Source organism: Herbiconiux sp. FW305-C-125, from assembly GCF_058783455.1.
Genome location: NZ_JBYSYO010000005.1, coordinates 63441 through 79432, shown reverse-complemented (window position 1 = coordinate 79432; position 15992 = coordinate 63441). Strand labels below are relative to the sequence as shown.

Here is a 15992-nt window from a genome sequence, read left to right as displayed (position 1 = left end):
GAGATCTCTCTAGTACTGCCCGAGCGCGAGGCCCTTGGCGAAGAACTTCTGGGTGAACAGGAACAGCACGACCGTCGGCAGCGACACGAGGATGCCCGCCGCCAGCACCGTCGACAGCTGCGCACCCCCGTAGGTGCTCTGCATGCCGCTGAGCGTCGTGACGATGGGCCGCACGTCGTCGGACTGACTGAGCGTGAGCCCGAGCAGCAGGTCGTTCCAGACGAACGTGGCCTGCAGGATGAAGATGGCCACCAGGGCGCTGAGCGACATCGGGATGTAGACCCGGGTGAAGATGCGCCAGGTCGATGCTCCGTCGACCACCGCCGCCTCGAACACGTTGTGCGCGATGCCGGAGAAGAAGTTGCGCATCACGAACGCCGAGAACGGCACCGAGATGGCGGTGTAGATGAGCACCATGCCGAGCCGGGTGTCGAACAGGCCCACCCGGGAGTAGCCGTCGAACAGCGGGATGAGCACCATCTGGAGCGGGAAGACGGTGCCGCCGAAGATCACGACGAACCAGGCGAAGCCGTGCTTCAGCCGCAGCGCGACGATCGCGAACCCGGCGGCGGCGCCGACGAGCACGGCGACGATCGGCGACACGACAGCGTAGATGAGCGTGCTGAACACGGCGTCGCCGAGACCGGAGAGGGAAAGCGCATCCGACATGTTCTCGAACAGCGCGAAGCCGTTCGGCAGCCACGCCTCCTTCGAGGTGAAGTCGGCGGGCGACTTGGCGGCGTTGATGACGAGGAGGTAGACCGGCAGCAACCAGATGATGCCGGCCACGATCAAGACGGCGGTGCGGATGAATCTCGACATCGAGCCCTCCTAGATCTCGTTCTTCTTCGACAGCTGCTGCCGGAGATAGAGCACGGATGCCACGAGCGTGACGATGGTGAGGAACACCGCGATCGCCGACCCCAGCCCGTAGTCGCTGTTGACGAAGGTGTCTTTGTACATGGTGAGCGCGAGGGTCTCGGATGCCCGTCCCGGCCCGCCCTTCGTCATGCCCTGCACGATGTCGAAGGTCTTGAGGCTCGCCACGATCGAGAGCCCGATCACCACCGCGGTCAGCGGGCGCAGCATCGGCCACAGGATGCTGCCGAACAGCCGCGCGCCCCGGGCGCCGTCGAGGCGGGCCGCCTCGAGCGGCTCCTTCGGGATGGACTGCAGCCCGATGGTGAACAGCAGCGCGTTCACGCCCACGCCCTGCCACGACGACGCGAGGATCATCACGACGGTGTTGAGCGGCGCATCCAGCAGCCAGCGGGGCGGATCGACGACGCCGACGAGCGCGAGCGCCTGGTCGAGCGCGCCGTCGCTCTGCAGGATGAACGACCAGATCAGCCCCACCCCGATGCCCGAGATGGCGTAGGGGATGAGGAACGGCAGCCGCAGCCAGATGCCGCCCTTGAGGTCGAAGGTGAGCAGGGCGAGGCCGAGGCCGAGCCCCACCGGCACGATCAGCGTGCCGGCCACCCAGAGCAGCGTGTTGCCGAGCGAGCCGAAGAACTCGGGGTCGGCGAACATCGCGCCGTAGTTGGCCAGGCCCACCCAGTCGGGGTCGCCGAGCCCGTTGTACTCGGTGAAGCTGAGGTAGGTCGTCCAGAGCAGCGGTGCGTAGAGCAGCACCGCCACCAGGATCACGCCCGGGGCGATGAAGCCCCGGGCGGACCACTGGTAGCTGGTCGAGTCACGACGAGACACGAAGGCTTCCGTTTCTTACTTCTGGTCGGTGCCCTGGTCGGCCCAGTACGCGTCGGCCGCATCCTGGATCTTCTGCAGGAACGGCAGCGGGTCGCCCGGGTTCGCGTTGAACGCCCCGAACTGCTCCAGTGCCACGGTGAGGATGGGGGTGGGCGTCGCCTCGAAGTACCGCTCGACGAGCTGGTCGTCGGTCGCCACCGAGGTGCCGAGCTCGCTCAGGGCCTGGTTGGCCACCGTCGCCTTCGGGTTGAACGGCACGTCGCCGCGCGCCTCGCTCCACGCGCTCTGCGCATCCGGGCTCATCCACCACTCGGCGAAAGCCATGCCGAGGTCGCGCTGGGGCGAGTTCTCGGCGGTGCAGAGCGGGCCGGTCTCGACCGCGACGGCGTTCGGGTCGACGTCGGAGTTCACCGCGGGGATCACGAAGAAGTCGTAGTCGGTGCCCTGGGTCATGCCCGCGGCATCCAGCGACGCCCCGAAGAAGCTGCCGAAGTTGATCATGGCCATGTCGCCCTGCTTCAGCATGACCGCCGGGTCGGTGGTGCTGCCGGCGTCGCTGAACCAGCCCTTCTTCTGCTGGTCGAGCCAGACGTTCATGATGTCGACGATGCGCGGGTCGGTGTACTTCACCTCGCCGGTCGAGAGCCCGTTGTAGAGCTCGGGGTCCGTGCCGGCGACGAGCTGCTGGAACCAGGGGAAGGTGAACAGCACGCTGGTCTGGTAGAACGGCGTGACACCGTTGGCCTTGAGGGTCGCGGCGTCCTGCATCAGTTCGTCCCAGGTGGTGGGCTTCTCGAGGCCGTTCTCGTCGAAGATCTTCTTGTTGTAGTACATGATCCAGTAGGCGATGTTCATCGGCACGCAGTACTGCTTGCCGTCGATCGTGTAGTACTTCTTCAGGTCTTCACTGACGTAGCCGTCTTTGATCGCCTTGTCCCAGATGTCGGTGGTCTCGGCGACGAGGTTCTCATCGACGAGCTCCTTGAGCGACGACCCGGTGTGCCAGCTGAACAGCCCCGGGCTCTTGTTGGTGCGGAACGACTGGCGGATGAACGCGTCGTACTGGTTCGCATCCGAGTACCCGGTGGTGTTCAGCTCGATGTCGACGTCGGAGCTCGAGGTCTCGCTCAGCGTGTCGAAGTCGGGCTCCCAGGCCGCCTTGTCGGTGTAGAAGTTCAGGGTGCCGGTGGTGGCGCCGTCGCTGGAGCCGCCTCCGCCGCCGGAGCAGGCGGTCAGGGCCAGGGCGGCAACCGAGACGGTGGCCAGGAGGCCGAGCCTCCGTGTCGTCGATTTCATCGTGAACTCCCTCGTTCTCTGTGGTTCGTCGGTACTGCGTGGTGCGGGGTGGTGTGCGTTGGGTCTTCCGTGCCGCGCACGGAGGCTTTGACGGTGGCGAAGCGTTCGCTCACCGAGTTCGGGGTGCGCCGGATGAGGTAGGGCCCCACCGCCGCCGGCACGATGAACGTCTCGGCGTAGTGCACGGTGTAGGGCGGGAAGGCGCCGGTGGGGCTCACGACCTCGACCTCGTCGCCCTCCACGAGGTTCAGCACGTTGACCGTGCCCTCGGTGTCGTGCGCGGCCACGTCGGCGAACCAGTTGCGGCGCACCTCGATGAACTCGAGCTCGTGCAGGCCCGTGCGCTCCTCGCGGTCGCCGTTCGGGTGCTCCTCGAGCGTCTCGACCTGGTCGAGCAGGTTCTCGGCCACCCATCCGGTGGTGCGGTCCCACTGGATGTTGTTGCCGCCGTGCTCGAGGTGGACCGGGCGCGGAACACCGTCGAGGCCGAGGCGTCCCCAGTCCCAGAGCTTGAAGGTGAAGATGAACGGCGTCGCCGAGATCTCGAGCACCATCGAGTTCGCGCCGGACGCGTGCACGGTGCCGGCGGGGATGGCGAAGTGGTCGTGCTTCTTGGCCGGGTAGGAGTTGACGAAGCGGTCGGCGTCGAACGGATGCTCCCCATCCGTCGCCGCCCGGAGCGCCGCCATCATCTCGGCCGGGTCGGTCCCGTCCTTGATGCCGAGGTAGACCACCGCGTCGTCGTCGGCGTCGAGCAGGTAGTAGCTCTCGTCCTGCGTGTAATGCATGCCGAAGGTCTGCTGGATGTAGTCGGTGAGCGGATGCACCTGGAGCGAGAGGTTGCCGCCGCCCATGGTGTCGAGGAAGTCGAAGCGGATGGGGAACTCGGCCCCGAACCGCGCGAAGGTCTTGGCGCCGAGGAGTTCACGCGGCTGCTGCAGCACGAGATCGATGGCGGGGATCTCGACCACGGCGCGCTCCCCCTCCGGGGTGGGGCCCTCGAGCAGCAGCGAGTTCTCCTCGGGCACGCAGTCGAAGCACCAGGCGTAGTTGTTGGCGGCGGGTTCGAGGTCGAGGCGGTCCTGCATCCAGTGGCCGCCCCAGACGCCGGGGTCGAAGAACGGCACGACGCGCATCGGGCCGGTGGTAGCGTGTTCGAGCGCGCCGCGGAAGGCGTCGCCCGTCACCATGCCGCCGGTCGCGTCGCGCGCGGCGCCGTCGACCACGAAGTCGACGTGGTCGAAGAAGCGGCGCTTGTGGCGGTCGGCGATGCGCCACTCCACGAAGAAGCCGCGCTTGTACTTGCGCAGCGGCTCCTCGGCGGAGTTCGGCGTGCGCCAATTGGTGGCGCCGGCACGGAGGCGCAGCTGCAGTTCCCAGCGGGCGAGGTCGACGAGCACGAGGGCGTCGGCGTTCGGGGCGGCGAGTTCGGCGCCCCAGCCGATCACGACGGTGGGGCGGGCGTCGGCGTCCCTGGCTCGGTCGCCGCCGGTCAGGCGCCGCCGCATCGTGGCGAGGCGCTCGGCATCGTAGAACGCGGGAAGGGAGAGGTGGCTCAACACACCGAAGACCCGGTCGTCGGTGAGGTTGGGCGCGATGAGGCGGTCGATGGTCTCGATGGGAAGCGCCGCGGCATCCTCGATGTCGACGATCTCGTAGTCGGGCAGCGCGGCGGCGACGGCCTTCGTGAAGGCAGGGAGGTCGACGCCGGGGTAGGTGTCGATCGCGATGACGGGTGCGCGGCCACCGCTGCGCTCGCGGGCTGCGGTGTCGACCGCGGCCCAGGCCGCGCCGCCACGGAGCACGGTGGCGCCGTCGGGGAGCGGGATGGTGGGCTGTTTGTCGTAGCTCGACGGGCGGGAACTCATCGGGTGCGGGGCCTTTCGGTTGCGGCGTCGTCGGTCGGGTGCGCCAGGGCGGAGAGCCCGAGCACGACGGAGCTGTCGGGATGCTCGGGCACCACGAGCGGCGGCCGGAACGACGACGACCAGAGGTGCGCGTGCACCTGTTCGGTCAGGGCGGGAAGGATCAGCTGCGCCGAGCGCATCACGCCGCCCGACACGATGACGACGTCGGGGTCGTAGGCGTGGCAGAGGCCGACGATGGCGGCGCTCCAGGCGCGGAGGTAGAGGTCGAGCAGCGCGCGGGAGTCGGGGTGCTCGAGCGTCTCGACGATGTCGGCGATGCCGACCGCGTGCCCCGCGTCGATCCGGGCGCGCAGCGTCGCCCCGCCGGTGCTGGCGCCAGTGCCGTCGCCCCTCCCGGTGCGATCGCGCGGAGTTCTCCAATCGTCGTGCTGAGCGGCAGCAATAGCGCCGAGCTCGCCATTTCGTTTGGAGTTGTCCGCGGTGTCCGGCTCGGTTGCCGCCCCGCGGCGTTCGATGGCGGCGAGGGAGCGGTCGAGGGCCCAGGTGCTGGCGATCGCCTCGGCGCAGCCGACGTTGCCGCAGTTGCAGACCGGGCCGTCGAGGTCGACGGTGACGTGGCCGCCGAGGATGCCGGCGTGATCGTGGCTACCGTGCAGCAGCCGGCCGTCGAGCAGCGCGGCGGTGCCGATGCCCGTGCCGAACACGGCGATCACCGCGTTCTGTGCGCCGCGGGCGACGCCGTAGCGTGCCTCGCCGAGCAGGGCGGCGCGAGCGTCGTTCTCGACCACCGCCGGCAGCCCGAACGTCTCGCGGGCCCACGCGTCGAGGTCGCGCCCCGCGAGGTACCCGTACTTGTCGTGGGCGGCGACGAGCGCCGACCGACGCCGGTCGACCACGCCCGGCACCCCGATCGCGACGACGGATGCGCCGCCCCACGCCCGCGCTCCGCCGACGGCGTCCCCGCCCGCCGCCCGCGCGTCGCGTAGAGCAACCCCACCGTCGGCTCCACCTGCGCCCGCTTCCCTCGCGTCATGGCTCGGTGCAGCGCTGGCCGCCCCGCCCACGGGCGCTTGCGTCACGGGCAGGGTGTCGGCCAGGCGGCGGAGTTCGGCGGCGGCGCGGTCGAGGTCCGCGGGGGTGCCCTGCACCGGCAGCTCAGAGCGCGCCAGGACGCGGCCGTCGTCGCAGACACCGAGCTTGATCGCCGATCCGCCGAAGTCGATGCAGAGCTCGGTCATCGGCGCATCCTCTCTGATGTGGGGCGGTGGGCGGGGCGGGCCGGCCCTCAGCGAGCGATACCAGCAGCCCGCCCGCGTCTTGGTATCGTTACCATAACCGCATCGCGACCATCACCGCAACCCGGGCATCCGCGAGCCGTCGTTCAGGAGCGCGCGACGCGCAGCGACACGGGCAACTCGATGGTGCGGGCAGGCCCGGTGTCGCCGTCCAGCCGCTCGAACAACAACCGCCCCGCCACGCGCCCCAACTCGCGCGCGTCGTGGTGCAGCACCGTCACCGGCACCGGCATCAGCTCGGCGAGCTCGAAGTCGTCGAAGCTCACGATGCTCGGGAACTCGCTCCGCCCGGCGGCCGCACGCCGCCCGATCTCCTGCAGCGCACCGATCGTGTTGCGGTTGTTGGCACAGAAGATCGCGGTGGGCGGGTCGGCGAGGTCGAAGAGCTCTTCGGTCGCGATGCGGGCCGATTCGACATCCTGCTGACTGCGCCGGATCAGCTCAGGAGCCAGGGCCACACCCTTCTCGTCGAGCGCGCGCTGGAACCCGTCGAACCGTCGCTGCCCGGTGATCACCGAGAGCACGTTGCCGAGGTAGGCGATGCGGGTGTGCCCCTCGCGCAGCAGCTTCATGGTGCCGTTGTAGGCGCCGCCGACGTCGTCGAGCACCACGACATCGGCGTGCAGACCGTCGACCCGGCGCGACGCCAGCACGAGCGGCGCGTCGCCGAGGCGCTCGCGGCTGAGGTGGTCGTAGGCGCCGCCCGAGGGCACGAGCACGAGCCCCTCCACCTGCCGGCCCACGAAGTCGGCGACGAGCTGCCGTTCCCGGTCGATCGCCTCACCGGTGTTGCCGAGCAGGATGCGCCGGCCGTGCTCGGCCGCGATCTCCTCCACACCCAGCGCGAAGTTGCCGTAGTACGGGTTGGCGAGGTTCGTGATGGCCACACCGATCAGCCCGCTCGGCTGGCCCGGCCGGAGGCTGCGGGCGTTCTCGTTGCGGCGGTAGCCGAGCTCTTCGACGGCCGCCAGCACCCGCTGCTGGATCTCGGGCCGCACGTTCAGGCCCCCGCCGAGCGTGCGCGACACCGTCATCGGACTCACTCCCGCACGGGCCGCGACCTCCTTGACCGTGGGCGGTCGCGATTCGGAGCGCTTCACGTGTCATCCCTTCGAGAGCAGGCCGCTGATCCACGGTACAACCTGCGTGCCGTCGGGTCGGGTGAACACTGGCGCGATGTCGCGGTAGGTGCTACCGTTCCGGCTTGATAACGTTAACAGGCGCAGACTGAGCTGTCGAGGCCGCGGTGTCTGCCGATCGCGAGAGGATTTCCCGCTGATGAGCATGCGACGACGAGGTCGACGGATCGGGTTCACGACGATGGCGGCGGCGGTGACGGCGCTCGCCCTGGCCGCGACGGGCGCCCCGGTGGCGGCGGGCGCGGCGAGCGCGGTGTCCGGGCATCCGGCCCTCCCCTGCATCCAGCCCACCGCCACGACGAACACCGAGCTGACCACGCTCTTCAACGACTACGGCGACACGGCCGGCCGCTGGACCGGCGCCGACTCCTCGTACAGCGTGCCGCTCCCCGACGGCCGCACCGCGTGGATCTACTCCGACACCTTCCTCGGCGAGGTCAACCCCGACCACTCACGCCCGGCCGACTCCCCCTTCGTGCACAACTCGATCATCGTCGAGGACGACGGCGCCCTCACCACCTACACGGGCGGAACGACGGATGCGCCGGCCTCCCTCGTGACCGTGCCCGGCGGCGACGAGGCGCAGAACTGGTACTGGTTCGGCGACGCCACGGTCGAGGGCGGGTCGTTGCGGGTGCTGCTGCTCGAGTTCGAGAAGACGGGGACGGGTGTGTTCGATTTCGCGTTCGCGGGCAGCGCGATCGCGTCGTTCGACCTGGCGACCATGACGCTCACCGGAACGACGGAGTTGCCGGAGTCGGGCATCCACTGGGGTTCGGCGATCCTCGAGGACGGCGGGTACACCTACGTCTACGGCGTCGAGGACCAGCAGTCGCAGAAGTGGGCACACCTCGCGCGGGTGCCGTCGGGCCAGCTGACCGATCCGTCGGCCTGGCGTTACCTCGCGGGCAGCTCCTGGGTCGCCGATCCCACCGCATCGACGCGCGTGCTCGAGGGCGTCTCGAACGAGTTCAGCGTGCAGAAGGTGCACGGCGCGTACCTGCTCGTGACGGGCGACGCCACCGAGGCACTGAGCGCGAAGATCGTCGGCTACGCCGCGCTCTCGCCGAAGGGCCCGTTCGGCCACAAGACCCTGCTCTACACGACCCCCGAGACCGGCGGCAACGTGTTCACGTACAACGCGAAGGCGCATCCGCAGTTCACGCACGGCCGCACCATCACGATCACCTACAACGTGAACAGCTTCGACACCGCCGACGTCTACGCCGACGTCGCCAACTACCGCCCCCGCTACATCGACGTCACGGCCACCCTCGGCCCCTGCGCCCCGTAGCCCGACCGTCGCACACCGCGTCTTCGGCTGCGGGGGTGGTGCCCGGAGGACGCGAGTTCAGTCGAGGGAGAGGCGGGGCCGCTACGGAGTTGGCACTCGTCGAACGCGTAGGCCGGGCGGGGAGCGTCGCCGACGTGGATGCCGTAGTCGCCGAGCCCCACTGGCACGCCCTCGCTGACGATCGGGAATTCGCAGCTGGAGTCGCAGGCGCCTCGAAGGCGTCTAGTCTACTCGTCACGCCATCGCCATGGAGTATAGTTATACCTATACAGAGGAGGCAGCGTGACCGACCTGATTCGTGACGCTCGCACCCGGCTGGGACTGTCGATCTACGACCTGGCGGCTCGACTCGCGGTGACTGCGGGCGCCGTGTCCCAACTCGAGCAATCCGAGCGTGCCGGCACGATCAAGGTCGCCTCCCTCCGACGCGCGCTGGACGTCATGGGCGAACGGCTCAGCGTCGTGTCCACTCCGAGCACGATGGCTGCACGCAACCTCCTCAGCGCCAGGTCGGCAGCCCGAGCGATCGATCACGAACTCGCAACCGGGGACCCGGATGCCGCCCTGCGCCTCACGATCCAGGCGATCGACCACTTCCGTCAGGCGGAGAATGACAACGAGATCGCTGACTTCCTGAAGAAGCCCGCGACGCTGAGCGATCAGCGGTGGGACACGCTGTTGGCCACGGCGGTCGCCTGGGAAGCATCACGGCGCGGTGTCGAAGCGCCTCGGTGGACCCGCAAGCCGCCGCTCGACGACGAGTGGATTCCGAGCGGTTTCGACGAGTACTCGCCCGAGTATGTCGAATTCGTCAGGCGCTCCTCCGAACCGGCCTTCCTCTCACGACGAATCCTGATGCGCGAGAAGGACCTGATGACGCGGTGACAGCTCCGCGTCTCCTCAGCCCAGACGAAATCAGCGCCCTGCTCACGGAACTGGGTGACCGACTCGAGCGTCGAGGCGCATCCGTCGATGCGTACATCATCGGCGGCACAGCCATGGCCATCGGTCTGGGCTCCCGCCGAGCGACCGAGGATGTCGACGGCCTCTTCCAGCCGTTCGACGTCGTGCGCGAGGAGGCGGCGGCGATGGCCTCGAGAAGAATCTGCCGGAGCATTGGATCAACCAGAGCGCCTTCTCGTTCATGAGCCTCGAGCATGACGACACGGATGCCCAGGTGATCGAGCTCGGCGGCATGCACGTGCGGCTCGCCTCGCCGCGATTCCTCCTGGCGATGAAGATGGCAGCGGGCCGCGCGAAGGATCATGCCGACATCGTGATGCTGATCCGGCATCTCGAGATCACCGATCCGCAGGAGATCGTCGATCTCACATTCGATGTCTTCGGTGAGGACGGTTTCACACTCACGGACGACCGCGCGAGCGTTCTGCTGCAAGCGCAAGAGATGCTGCGCCTCGCAGCTCGCTGAGCAGACCGCGACGGGCAGTCAGAAGGTGCGGGTGGCGGAGCGGTCGAGGCGATCGATCGGCAGGTTGAAGACGTAGGGCGTGACGTAGAGGCCGAGCGGCGTGGCGAGCGGCACGCTCGTGTACGGGCCGAGCGCGATCTCGCCGTCAGGCTGCAGGCTCGCTGTGACGCCGGTCGCCGTCTCGGCGTAGAAGTTCGCGGCCGTCGAGGTGCGGAGGGCGGCGACCGCCGCATCCGTCGGTTCCGTCGTGGTCGTCGGGAGATCAGCGGCGAGCACAGCGGTGTCGGCGCACGCCCCGTTGATGCCGACGAACCACGACTGCGCCCGCGCGACATTGCTGCCCGACTGGATGCCGACCTCCACGAGCTGGTCGACGCTCGACACACTGATCGGCGGCAGGGCGAACGCTGCGCGGTCGTTCAGTTCCGCGCGCGCTCCGCCGTCGAAGGCCGACTCCGCCTCGGCGAGTGGGCGCGCCTGCAGCTGCACCGTGCTGCGGATGGGCGTCGTGAAGGTGGGCGCGAACGCGGGGTCGCAGGACAGCACCGAGTAGAGCACGACGCGCCCGGCTTCGTCGGCCACGGTCATCACCACGTGATCGCGCCGCAGGTAGGTCGCCTGGGTGAGCCCCGTTCCGGCGAACGCCTGCACGAGTGCCGGCTGACCGAGCAGGCTCGTGACGAAATCGCTGGAATCGCCCGCGTGGATACGCTCCAACAGTCCGTACTCCACGGGGCGCCAGAAGACGGTGTTCACCGCGTTCGGCACGAAGAGCACGAGCGCGCTGATGGCCGCGAGCAACCCGGCGCACCAGGTGATCGCCTTGCCGCCCGCCAGGAACCAGCGCACGGGCGGCGACAGCGCCGGCTGAGGTGGGGCCGGCTGAGGCGGGGCCGGCTGAGGCGGCACCGGCCGACCGGGCACGAGCGACGGGGGCCGGGTCGCGTTCATGACCCGATGATCGCAGCATCCTCCGACATCGCGCGCTCCCCCGAGGCAACTATGCGGTTCACCGCACGTCAGGTCTCGGTCACGCGGCCGTTCTCCACGCGCCAGTGGCGGTTGAGCGACACCGTCGACAGCATCCGCCGGTCGTGCGTCACGAGCAGGAGCGTGCCGGTGTACGACTCGAGGGCCTGCTCGAGCTGCTCGATCGCGGGCAGGTCGAGGTGGTTCGTGGGCTCGTCGAGCACGAGCAGGTTGACGCCGCGCGCCTGCAGCAGGGCGAGCCCGGCCCGGGTGCGCTCGCCGGGCGACAGCTCGTCGACCGGGCGGCCGACGTGGTCGGCCTTCAGCCCGAACTTGGCCAGCAGGGTGCGCACCTCGGCGACCGGCCAGTCCGGCACCTGCGCTTCGAACGCATCCGCCAGCGACGCCCGTCCTGCGAGCACAGCGCGGGCCTGGTCGATCTCGCCGATGGCGACGGATGCGCCGAGCGACGCCTGCCCCGACGACGGCGCGACCCGCCCCAGCAGCGCCCGCAGCAGGGTCGACTTGCCGGCGCCGTTGGGTCCGGTGATGCCGATGCGGTCGCCCGCATCCACCTGCAGCGTCACCGGGCCGAGCGTGAAGTCGCCCTGCACGACGACCACCGAGGACAGCGTCGACACCACCGACGACGACCGCGGCGCCGAGCCGATGGTGAACTGCAGCTGCCATTCCTTGCGCGGCTCCTCCACCTCGTCGAGCCGCGCGATACGGCTCTCCATCTGCCGCACCTTCTGCGCCTGCTTCTCGCTCGACTCGACGGAGGCCTTGCGGCGGATCTTGTCGTTGTCCGGCGCCTTCTTCATCGCGTTGCGCACACCCTGACTCGACCATTCGCGCTGCGTGCGTGCTCGCGCGACGAGGTCGGCCTTCTTGTCGGCGAACTCCTCGTACTCCTCCCGGGCGTGGCGTTTCGCCGTCGCGCGCTCCTCGAGGAAGGCGTCGTACCCGCCGCCGTAGACCCGGTTCGTGCCCTGCGCCAGGTCGAGTTCGAGCACGCGAGTGACGCTGCGGGCCAGGAACTCACGGTCGTGGCTGACGAGCACCACGCCGCCCCGAAGCCCCCGGATGAACCCCTCCAAGCGTTCGAGCCCGTCGAGGTCGAGGTCGTTGGTGGGTTCGTCGAGCAGCACCACGTCGAAGCGCGAGAGCAGCAGCGCGGCGAGCCCGACGCGGGCGGCCTGACCGCCCGAGAGGCTGGTCATCAGGGCATCGGATGCGACACCGAGGCCCAGTTCGGCGAGCACGGCGGGCAGGCGCTCGTCGAGGTCGGCGGCACCGCTCGCCAGCCAGCGCTCGAGCGCGGCCGAGTACAGATCGGCGGGGTCGGGGGCTCCGGATGCGCGGGGCTCGGTCTCCGCGAGCGCCGCGGCAGCCGCATCCATCTCCTCCGTCGCCGCGGTGGTGCCGGTGCGTCGGCCCACGTACTCGGCCACTGTCTCCCCGGCCACGCGCTCGTGCTCCTGCGGCAACCAGCCGACGAACGCGTCGGCAGGGGCGAGGTCGACACTCCCCTCCAGGGGCGCGTCGATGCCGGCGAGGATGCGCAGCAGCGTCGACTTGCCCGCCCCGTTCGCCCCCACCACGCCCACGACGTCGCCGGGCGCGACCACGAGGTCGAGCCCGCTGAAGAGCGTGCGGTGGTCGTGGCCTCCGGCCACCCCTTTGGCGACGAGCGTTGCGGTCATCCCACAATGCTCTCGCACCCGGCGCCCGCCTCGAACCACCGCCCGCCAAGCCGCCGTCGGCCAACCCGCCGCCGGTAAAAGAAAACTCGGCCCCAGAGGGACCGAGCGGTATTCGGATACTGTAGCACAGTCCTCGACGAATGATCACTTTCTATCGTCACCATCCTGCAGGACGTACCAGCTTCCCGATTCGCACCGGAAGCTGCGACAGCATGACCTCTGCGGGGGTGAGCTGATGCCACCAGTGCTGACCGACTCCGTCACTCGTATCACCGTTGAGACGCCCTGCCGGAAACCCCTTCGTCGGGTTCACCAGGCCGACCGGCACCCGGTTCCGCGCTTGCCGGATCGGGAACTCCAGATCGCTGTCGTTGCTCACCACGACCACGGCATCCACCCGCCCCTCCAGCACGTCGATCAGCAGGTGCGATGCGACGTTGACGTCACTCCCCTTCTCCTCACGCCGAGCGCTCGACGCCATGTACCGCGCATCCGGCTGCGGCACCCCAGCACCGTCCTGCACCATGATCGGCCACCCCGGTCGATGGATGACCGGCCGCCCGCGCGAGTCGGCCGTCGCGAGCGGAGCCGTCGACACCCGGGACACGTAGTTCCCGAGCGCGATCTGGTCCACCGACCGGGCCACCCGCAGCGCCCGCAGGTACACGTCCTGATCCTGCTGCCCGCTCGCGTTCCCGGCGCCGCTGATCCGTGCGGTGCAGTACACAATCCGCATCCCGCTCACCTCTCCCCACCCCGAGTGGCCCGCCACAAGACGCTCGCCCAGCGCCCGCAAGTCGAGCCACCGCCATCCCGCGCTCGAGCGCCCGCACAGCCCGCGCGCGCCGTAGTAGAGGTTGAACCCATCGATGTACACGCCCACGATCACCCCACGAAGATAGTCCTGGACTGAGCAATATTCAGCTTCCTAGGGAGGGTGTGTGGATAACTTACCTGCCTGGCTCGGCCTTCCGCCGGCGTGGGTCACCACGAGACGGAGGCTGGGGCATTCGCGTGCTCAATACCTCCGGGTCCACGTTCCACGACGTCGAGATGGAGGCGCGGATCGATGACAGACCCGTGGCAGCGCCGATCCGGCTGCGCGTCCTGCCACCGGGGGATCTCTTCGTTCGGCTGCATCCGAGTGGTGGGCGGTGGGAGTATCCCGTCGACGCCGGCGAGAGTTCCGGGCCGCTGCGGCCGCTCGCCGTCACGGCGAAGTGGAGCGTCACCCGCGTGAGCTTCGCGGACAACCGAAATCAGCTCTGGACCACGGACGATCACGCCGTGCTGCGCGCAGAGTAGTAGTCAGGCCGATCGGGCGGGGCGGGTGGCGGCGGCGGCGTAGTGGGCGGGGGTGGTGCCGAAGCGGAGCTTGAAGGCGGCGATGAAGCTGCTCACGGACTCGTAGCCGACGGCGCGCGCCACGGTCTGCACCGCCTGGCCGCGGGCGAGCATCCCGGCCGCGGCGTGCAGCCGCGCCCGCACCCGCCACTCCCGGAAGGTGCTCCCCGTGTCGGCCACGAACGCGCGCGCGATCGTCTTCGTGCTCACGCCGTGCGCGCCGGCCCATTCGGCGAGGGGGCGTGGGTCGTCCGGCTGTTCGAGCAGCCGGGCCGCGATCGCCCGCGCCCGCGGGTCCCGCGGCAGGGCCACCGCGTCGTGGTGTGCCGGCGCCTCGGCGAGGAGATCGGCCAGCAGCAGCCGGCACCGGCTTCGGCGCAGCGGCGACGGCGACCCGTCGACCAGGTGGAGCAGCAGCGCGGCCGCGAGCTCGTCGGCCTGCAGGGTGCGCGGCCGATCCCAGTTCCCGCGCGGCCGCAGCCCCGGATCGGCGTAGACGCTCACCAGCTCCCCCGGCTCCTCGAAAGTCATCTCGTGCAGCATCCCACCCGGAATCCACGCGAAGTGCTCTTGCCGCAGGTGCCAGCGCTCGCCCTCGACCGCCAGTTCCATCGACCCCGAACTCATCCAGGCGAGCTGGTCCTCCTGGTGCGCGTGCAGCTCGAAACCCGTCCCGGAGTCGACGCGGGAGCGCGAAGCGGCGAAATTCTCGGATGTCGCTTCAGCGGCATCCAGGCCCGCAACAGGCCCAGAATCGGTCCGCGAATCGTCGGCAAGAGACATCCGGATGTCGCTCCTTCGGCATCGGGGTCCGCTCGCGAGGATGGCGCGCGGAGTTAGGCAAGGCTAACCTGTCCTCGACCTCCGCGCCAGCCGGCCCCGACCATCTGAGGACCCATGAACAGCACTCTCCCCCGCCGCCTCCTCGCCACCGCCGCCGCGCTCGCCCTGACCGGCGCCGCCCTGGCCGGCTGCAGCAGCACGAGCGAGGCCGCCGAGCACAACCCGGACTACACCACCGAACCTTCCGACAGCTTTCCGGTGACCATCGAGCACCAGTTCGGCGAGACCACGATCCCCGCCGAACCGCAGCGGATCGTCGTGGCTGGCCTGACCGAGCAGGACATCCTGCTCGAGCTCGGCGTGACGCCGATCGCCACCACCGAGTGGTACGGCGAGCAGCCCTTCGCGGTCTGGCCGTGGGCGCAGGGCCTCCTCGGCGACGCCGAGCCGACCGTGCTCGACCAGACCGACGGCTTCGAGTACGAGAAGATCGCGTCGCTGAAGCCCGACCTCATCATCGGCACCAACGCCGGCCTCACCGAGGAGAGCTACGCCAAACTCGCCGAGATCGCCCCGACCGTCGCGGGCATCGAGGGTTCCGGCCTCTACTTCTCCAGCTGGCAGGACCAGACCCGCCAGGTCGCCGCCGCGGTGGGCCGCTCCGCCGAGGGCGAGGAGCTCATCACGGGTGTCGAGGACGCCTACGCCGAGGCCGCCGCCGCGCATCCGGAGTTCGCCGGCCTCACCGCCAGCTTCTCGCAGGGCACGCCGTATGACGGCAACATGTGGGTGTACCCCGACGGCCTGAACACCGACTTCCTCACCGACCTCGGCTTCACCATGACCCCGGGCCTCGAGAAGTACGCGGCCGAGGAAGGTCAGCAGGCGCAGATCTCGCCCGAGAACATGGGCCTCATCGACGCCGACGTGATCGTGTTCGCCACCGAGTCGCCCGAGGGCGTGCAGGAGCTGCTCGACTTCGGCACCACCTCGAGCCTGAAGGCCGTGACCGGCGGGCACGCCGTGTTCACCGACCCGACTCTCTCCGGGGCGATCTACTTCCTCACCCCGCTCAGCCAGAAGTACGTGCTCGAGAAGCTCGTGCCCCGGCTCGTCGACGCCGTGAACGGCCAGGCGCCGCAGAGCATCGAGGGCTGAC

General features: G+C 69.4%; 15 protein-coding genes. 5 read left to right on the top strand and 10 right to left on the bottom strand.

The annotated features are described in order from the left end of the window. Positions 1 to 9: 9 nt before the first annotated feature. From AC3WLB_RS13880 to AC3WLB_RS13855, 6 genes are all read right to left on the bottom strand, one after another. Positions 10 to 822, bottom strand: coding sequence for a carbohydrate ABC transporter permease (locus AC3WLB_RS13880; protein ID WP_022897220.1), 813 nt, complete (start codon positions 820 to 822; stop codon positions 10 to 12). Between the two features lie 9 nt (positions 823 to 831). Continuing rightward, positions 832 to 1710: a carbohydrate ABC transporter permease gene (locus AC3WLB_RS13875; RefSeq protein WP_022897221.1), complete on the bottom strand. Its 879-nt coding sequence runs from the start codon at positions 1708 to 1710 to the stop codon at positions 832 to 834. A gap of 15 nt (positions 1711 to 1725) precedes the next feature. After that, a complete protein-coding gene (locus AC3WLB_RS13870) occupies positions 1726 to 3006 on the bottom strand; it encodes an extracellular solute-binding protein (RefSeq protein WP_022897222.1) in 1281 nt (426 codons plus the stop codon). After that, positions 3003 to 4874, bottom strand: a complete 1872-nt coding sequence (locus tag AC3WLB_RS13865; protein ID WP_492506904.1) for a class I mannose-6-phosphate isomerase — start codon at positions 4872 to 4874, stop codon at positions 3003 to 3005. Before AC3WLB_RS13865 ends, AC3WLB_RS13870 begins: the two co-directional genes overlap by 4 nt. Next, on the bottom strand, positions 4871 to 6112 hold the full coding sequence (locus tag AC3WLB_RS13860; protein WP_492506902.1) for an ROK family protein: 1242 nt from the start codon (positions 6110 to 6112) through the stop codon (positions 4871 to 4873). Before AC3WLB_RS13860 ends, AC3WLB_RS13865 begins: the two co-directional genes overlap by 4 nt. Positions 6113 to 6255: 143 nt before the next feature. Continuing rightward, complete coding sequence (locus tag AC3WLB_RS13855; RefSeq protein ID WP_022895686.1) at positions 6256 to 7269, bottom strand: LacI family DNA-binding transcriptional regulator; 1014 nt, start codon at positions 7267 to 7269, stop codon at positions 6256 to 6258. Between the two features lie 178 nt (positions 7270 to 7447). On the opposite strand from AC3WLB_RS13855, the gene AC3WLB_RS13850 reads away from it, so the two are divergent. From AC3WLB_RS13850 to AC3WLB_RS13840, 3 genes are all read left to right on the top strand, one after another. Then, on the top strand, positions 7448 to 8602 hold the full coding sequence (locus AC3WLB_RS13850) for a DUF5005 domain-containing protein (RefSeq protein WP_492506899.1): 1155 nt from the start codon (positions 7448 to 7450) through the stop codon (positions 8600 to 8602). Positions 8603 to 8884: 282 nt separating this feature from the next. Then, a complete protein-coding gene (locus AC3WLB_RS13845) occupies positions 8885 to 9487 on the top strand; it encodes a helix-turn-helix domain-containing protein (RefSeq protein ID WP_492506897.1) in 603 nt (200 codons plus the stop codon). Positions 9488 to 9779: 292 nt separating this feature from the next. After that, positions 9780 to 10031 carry a hypothetical protein gene (locus tag AC3WLB_RS13840; RefSeq protein WP_492506895.1) on the top strand — a complete coding sequence of 84 codons (252 nt, stop codon included), beginning with the start codon at positions 9780 to 9782 and terminating at the stop codon, positions 10029 to 10031. 18 nt (positions 10032 to 10049) lie between these two features. Here the strand turns inward: AC3WLB_RS13840 and AC3WLB_RS13835 are convergent, their stop codons facing one another. The 3 genes from AC3WLB_RS13835 to AC3WLB_RS13825 form a co-directional block, all read right to left on the bottom strand. Beyond that, positions 10050 to 10982 carry an ETEC_3214 domain-containing protein gene (locus AC3WLB_RS13835; protein WP_492506893.1) on the bottom strand — a complete coding sequence of 311 codons (933 nt, stop codon included), beginning with the start codon at positions 10980 to 10982 and terminating at the stop codon, positions 10050 to 10052. A gap of 68 nt (positions 10983 to 11050) precedes the next feature. Continuing rightward, entirely contained in the window at positions 11051 to 12706 is a 1656-nt protein-coding gene (locus AC3WLB_RS13830; RefSeq protein WP_492506891.1) for an ABC-F family ATP-binding cassette domain-containing protein, read from the bottom strand. A gap of 157 nt (positions 12707 to 12863) precedes the next feature. Next, positions 12864 to 13595 carry an NYN domain-containing protein gene (locus tag AC3WLB_RS13825; RefSeq protein ID WP_492506889.1) on the bottom strand — a complete coding sequence of 244 codons (732 nt, stop codon included), beginning with the start codon at positions 13593 to 13595 and terminating at the stop codon, positions 12864 to 12866. A gap of 191 nt (positions 13596 to 13786) precedes the next feature. On the opposite strand from AC3WLB_RS13825, the gene AC3WLB_RS13820 reads away from it, so the two are divergent. Next, complete coding sequence (locus AC3WLB_RS13820; protein ID WP_492506887.1) at positions 13787 to 14011, top strand: hypothetical protein; 225 nt, start codon at positions 13787 to 13789, stop codon at positions 14009 to 14011. Positions 14012 to 14014: 3 nt separating this feature from the next. Here AC3WLB_RS13820 and AC3WLB_RS13815 read toward each other — a convergent pair whose 3' ends face one another. Beyond that, positions 14015 to 14833: a helix-turn-helix domain-containing protein gene (locus tag AC3WLB_RS13815; RefSeq protein ID WP_492506885.1), complete on the bottom strand. Its 819-nt coding sequence runs from the start codon at positions 14831 to 14833 to the stop codon at positions 14015 to 14017. A 114-nt stretch (positions 14834 to 14947) separates the two neighbouring features. On the opposite strand from AC3WLB_RS13815, the gene AC3WLB_RS13810 reads away from it, so the two are divergent. Beyond that, positions 14948 to 15991, top strand: a complete 1044-nt coding sequence (locus tag AC3WLB_RS13810; RefSeq protein ID WP_492506883.1) for an ABC transporter substrate-binding protein — start codon at positions 14948 to 14950, stop codon at positions 15989 to 15991. The last annotated feature ends 1 nt before the right edge of the window (position 15992 follow it).

Bases quoted from the DNA above. Each gene is read 5' to 3' on its own strand.
- AC3WLB_RS13860 (WP_492506902.1), bottom strand. From the start codon at position 6,112: ATGACCGAGCTCTGCATCGACTTCGGCGGATCGGCGATCAAGCTCGGT.
- AC3WLB_RS13870 (WP_022897222.1), bottom strand. From the start codon at position 3,006: ATGAAATCGACGACACGGAGGCTCGGCCTCCTGGCCACCGTCTCGGTT.
- AC3WLB_RS13850 (WP_492506899.1), top strand. From the start codon at position 7,448: ATGAGCATGCGACGACGAGGTCGACGGATCGGGTTCACGACGATGGCG.
- AC3WLB_RS13880 (WP_022897220.1), bottom strand. From the start codon at position 822: ATGTCGAGATTCATCCGCACCGCCGTCTTGATCGTGGCCGGCATCATC.
- AC3WLB_RS13865 (WP_492506904.1), bottom strand. From the start codon at position 4,874: ATGAGTTCCCGCCCGTCGAGCTACGACAAACAGCCCACCATCCCGCTC.
- AC3WLB_RS13830 (WP_492506891.1), bottom strand. From the start codon at position 12,706: ATGACCGCAACGCTCGTCGCCAAAGGGGTGGCCGGAGGCCACGACCAC.
- AC3WLB_RS13835 (WP_492506893.1), bottom strand. From the start codon at position 10,982: ATGAACGCGACCCGGCCCCCGTCGCTCGTGCCCGGTCGGCCGGTGCCG.
- AC3WLB_RS13815 (WP_492506885.1), bottom strand. From the start codon at position 14,833: ATGTCTCTTGCCGACGATTCGCGGACCGATTCTGGGCCTGTTGCGGGC.
- AC3WLB_RS13810 (WP_492506883.1), top strand. From the start codon at position 14,948: ATGAACAGCACTCTCCCCCGCCGCCTCCTCGCCACCGCCGCCGCGCTC.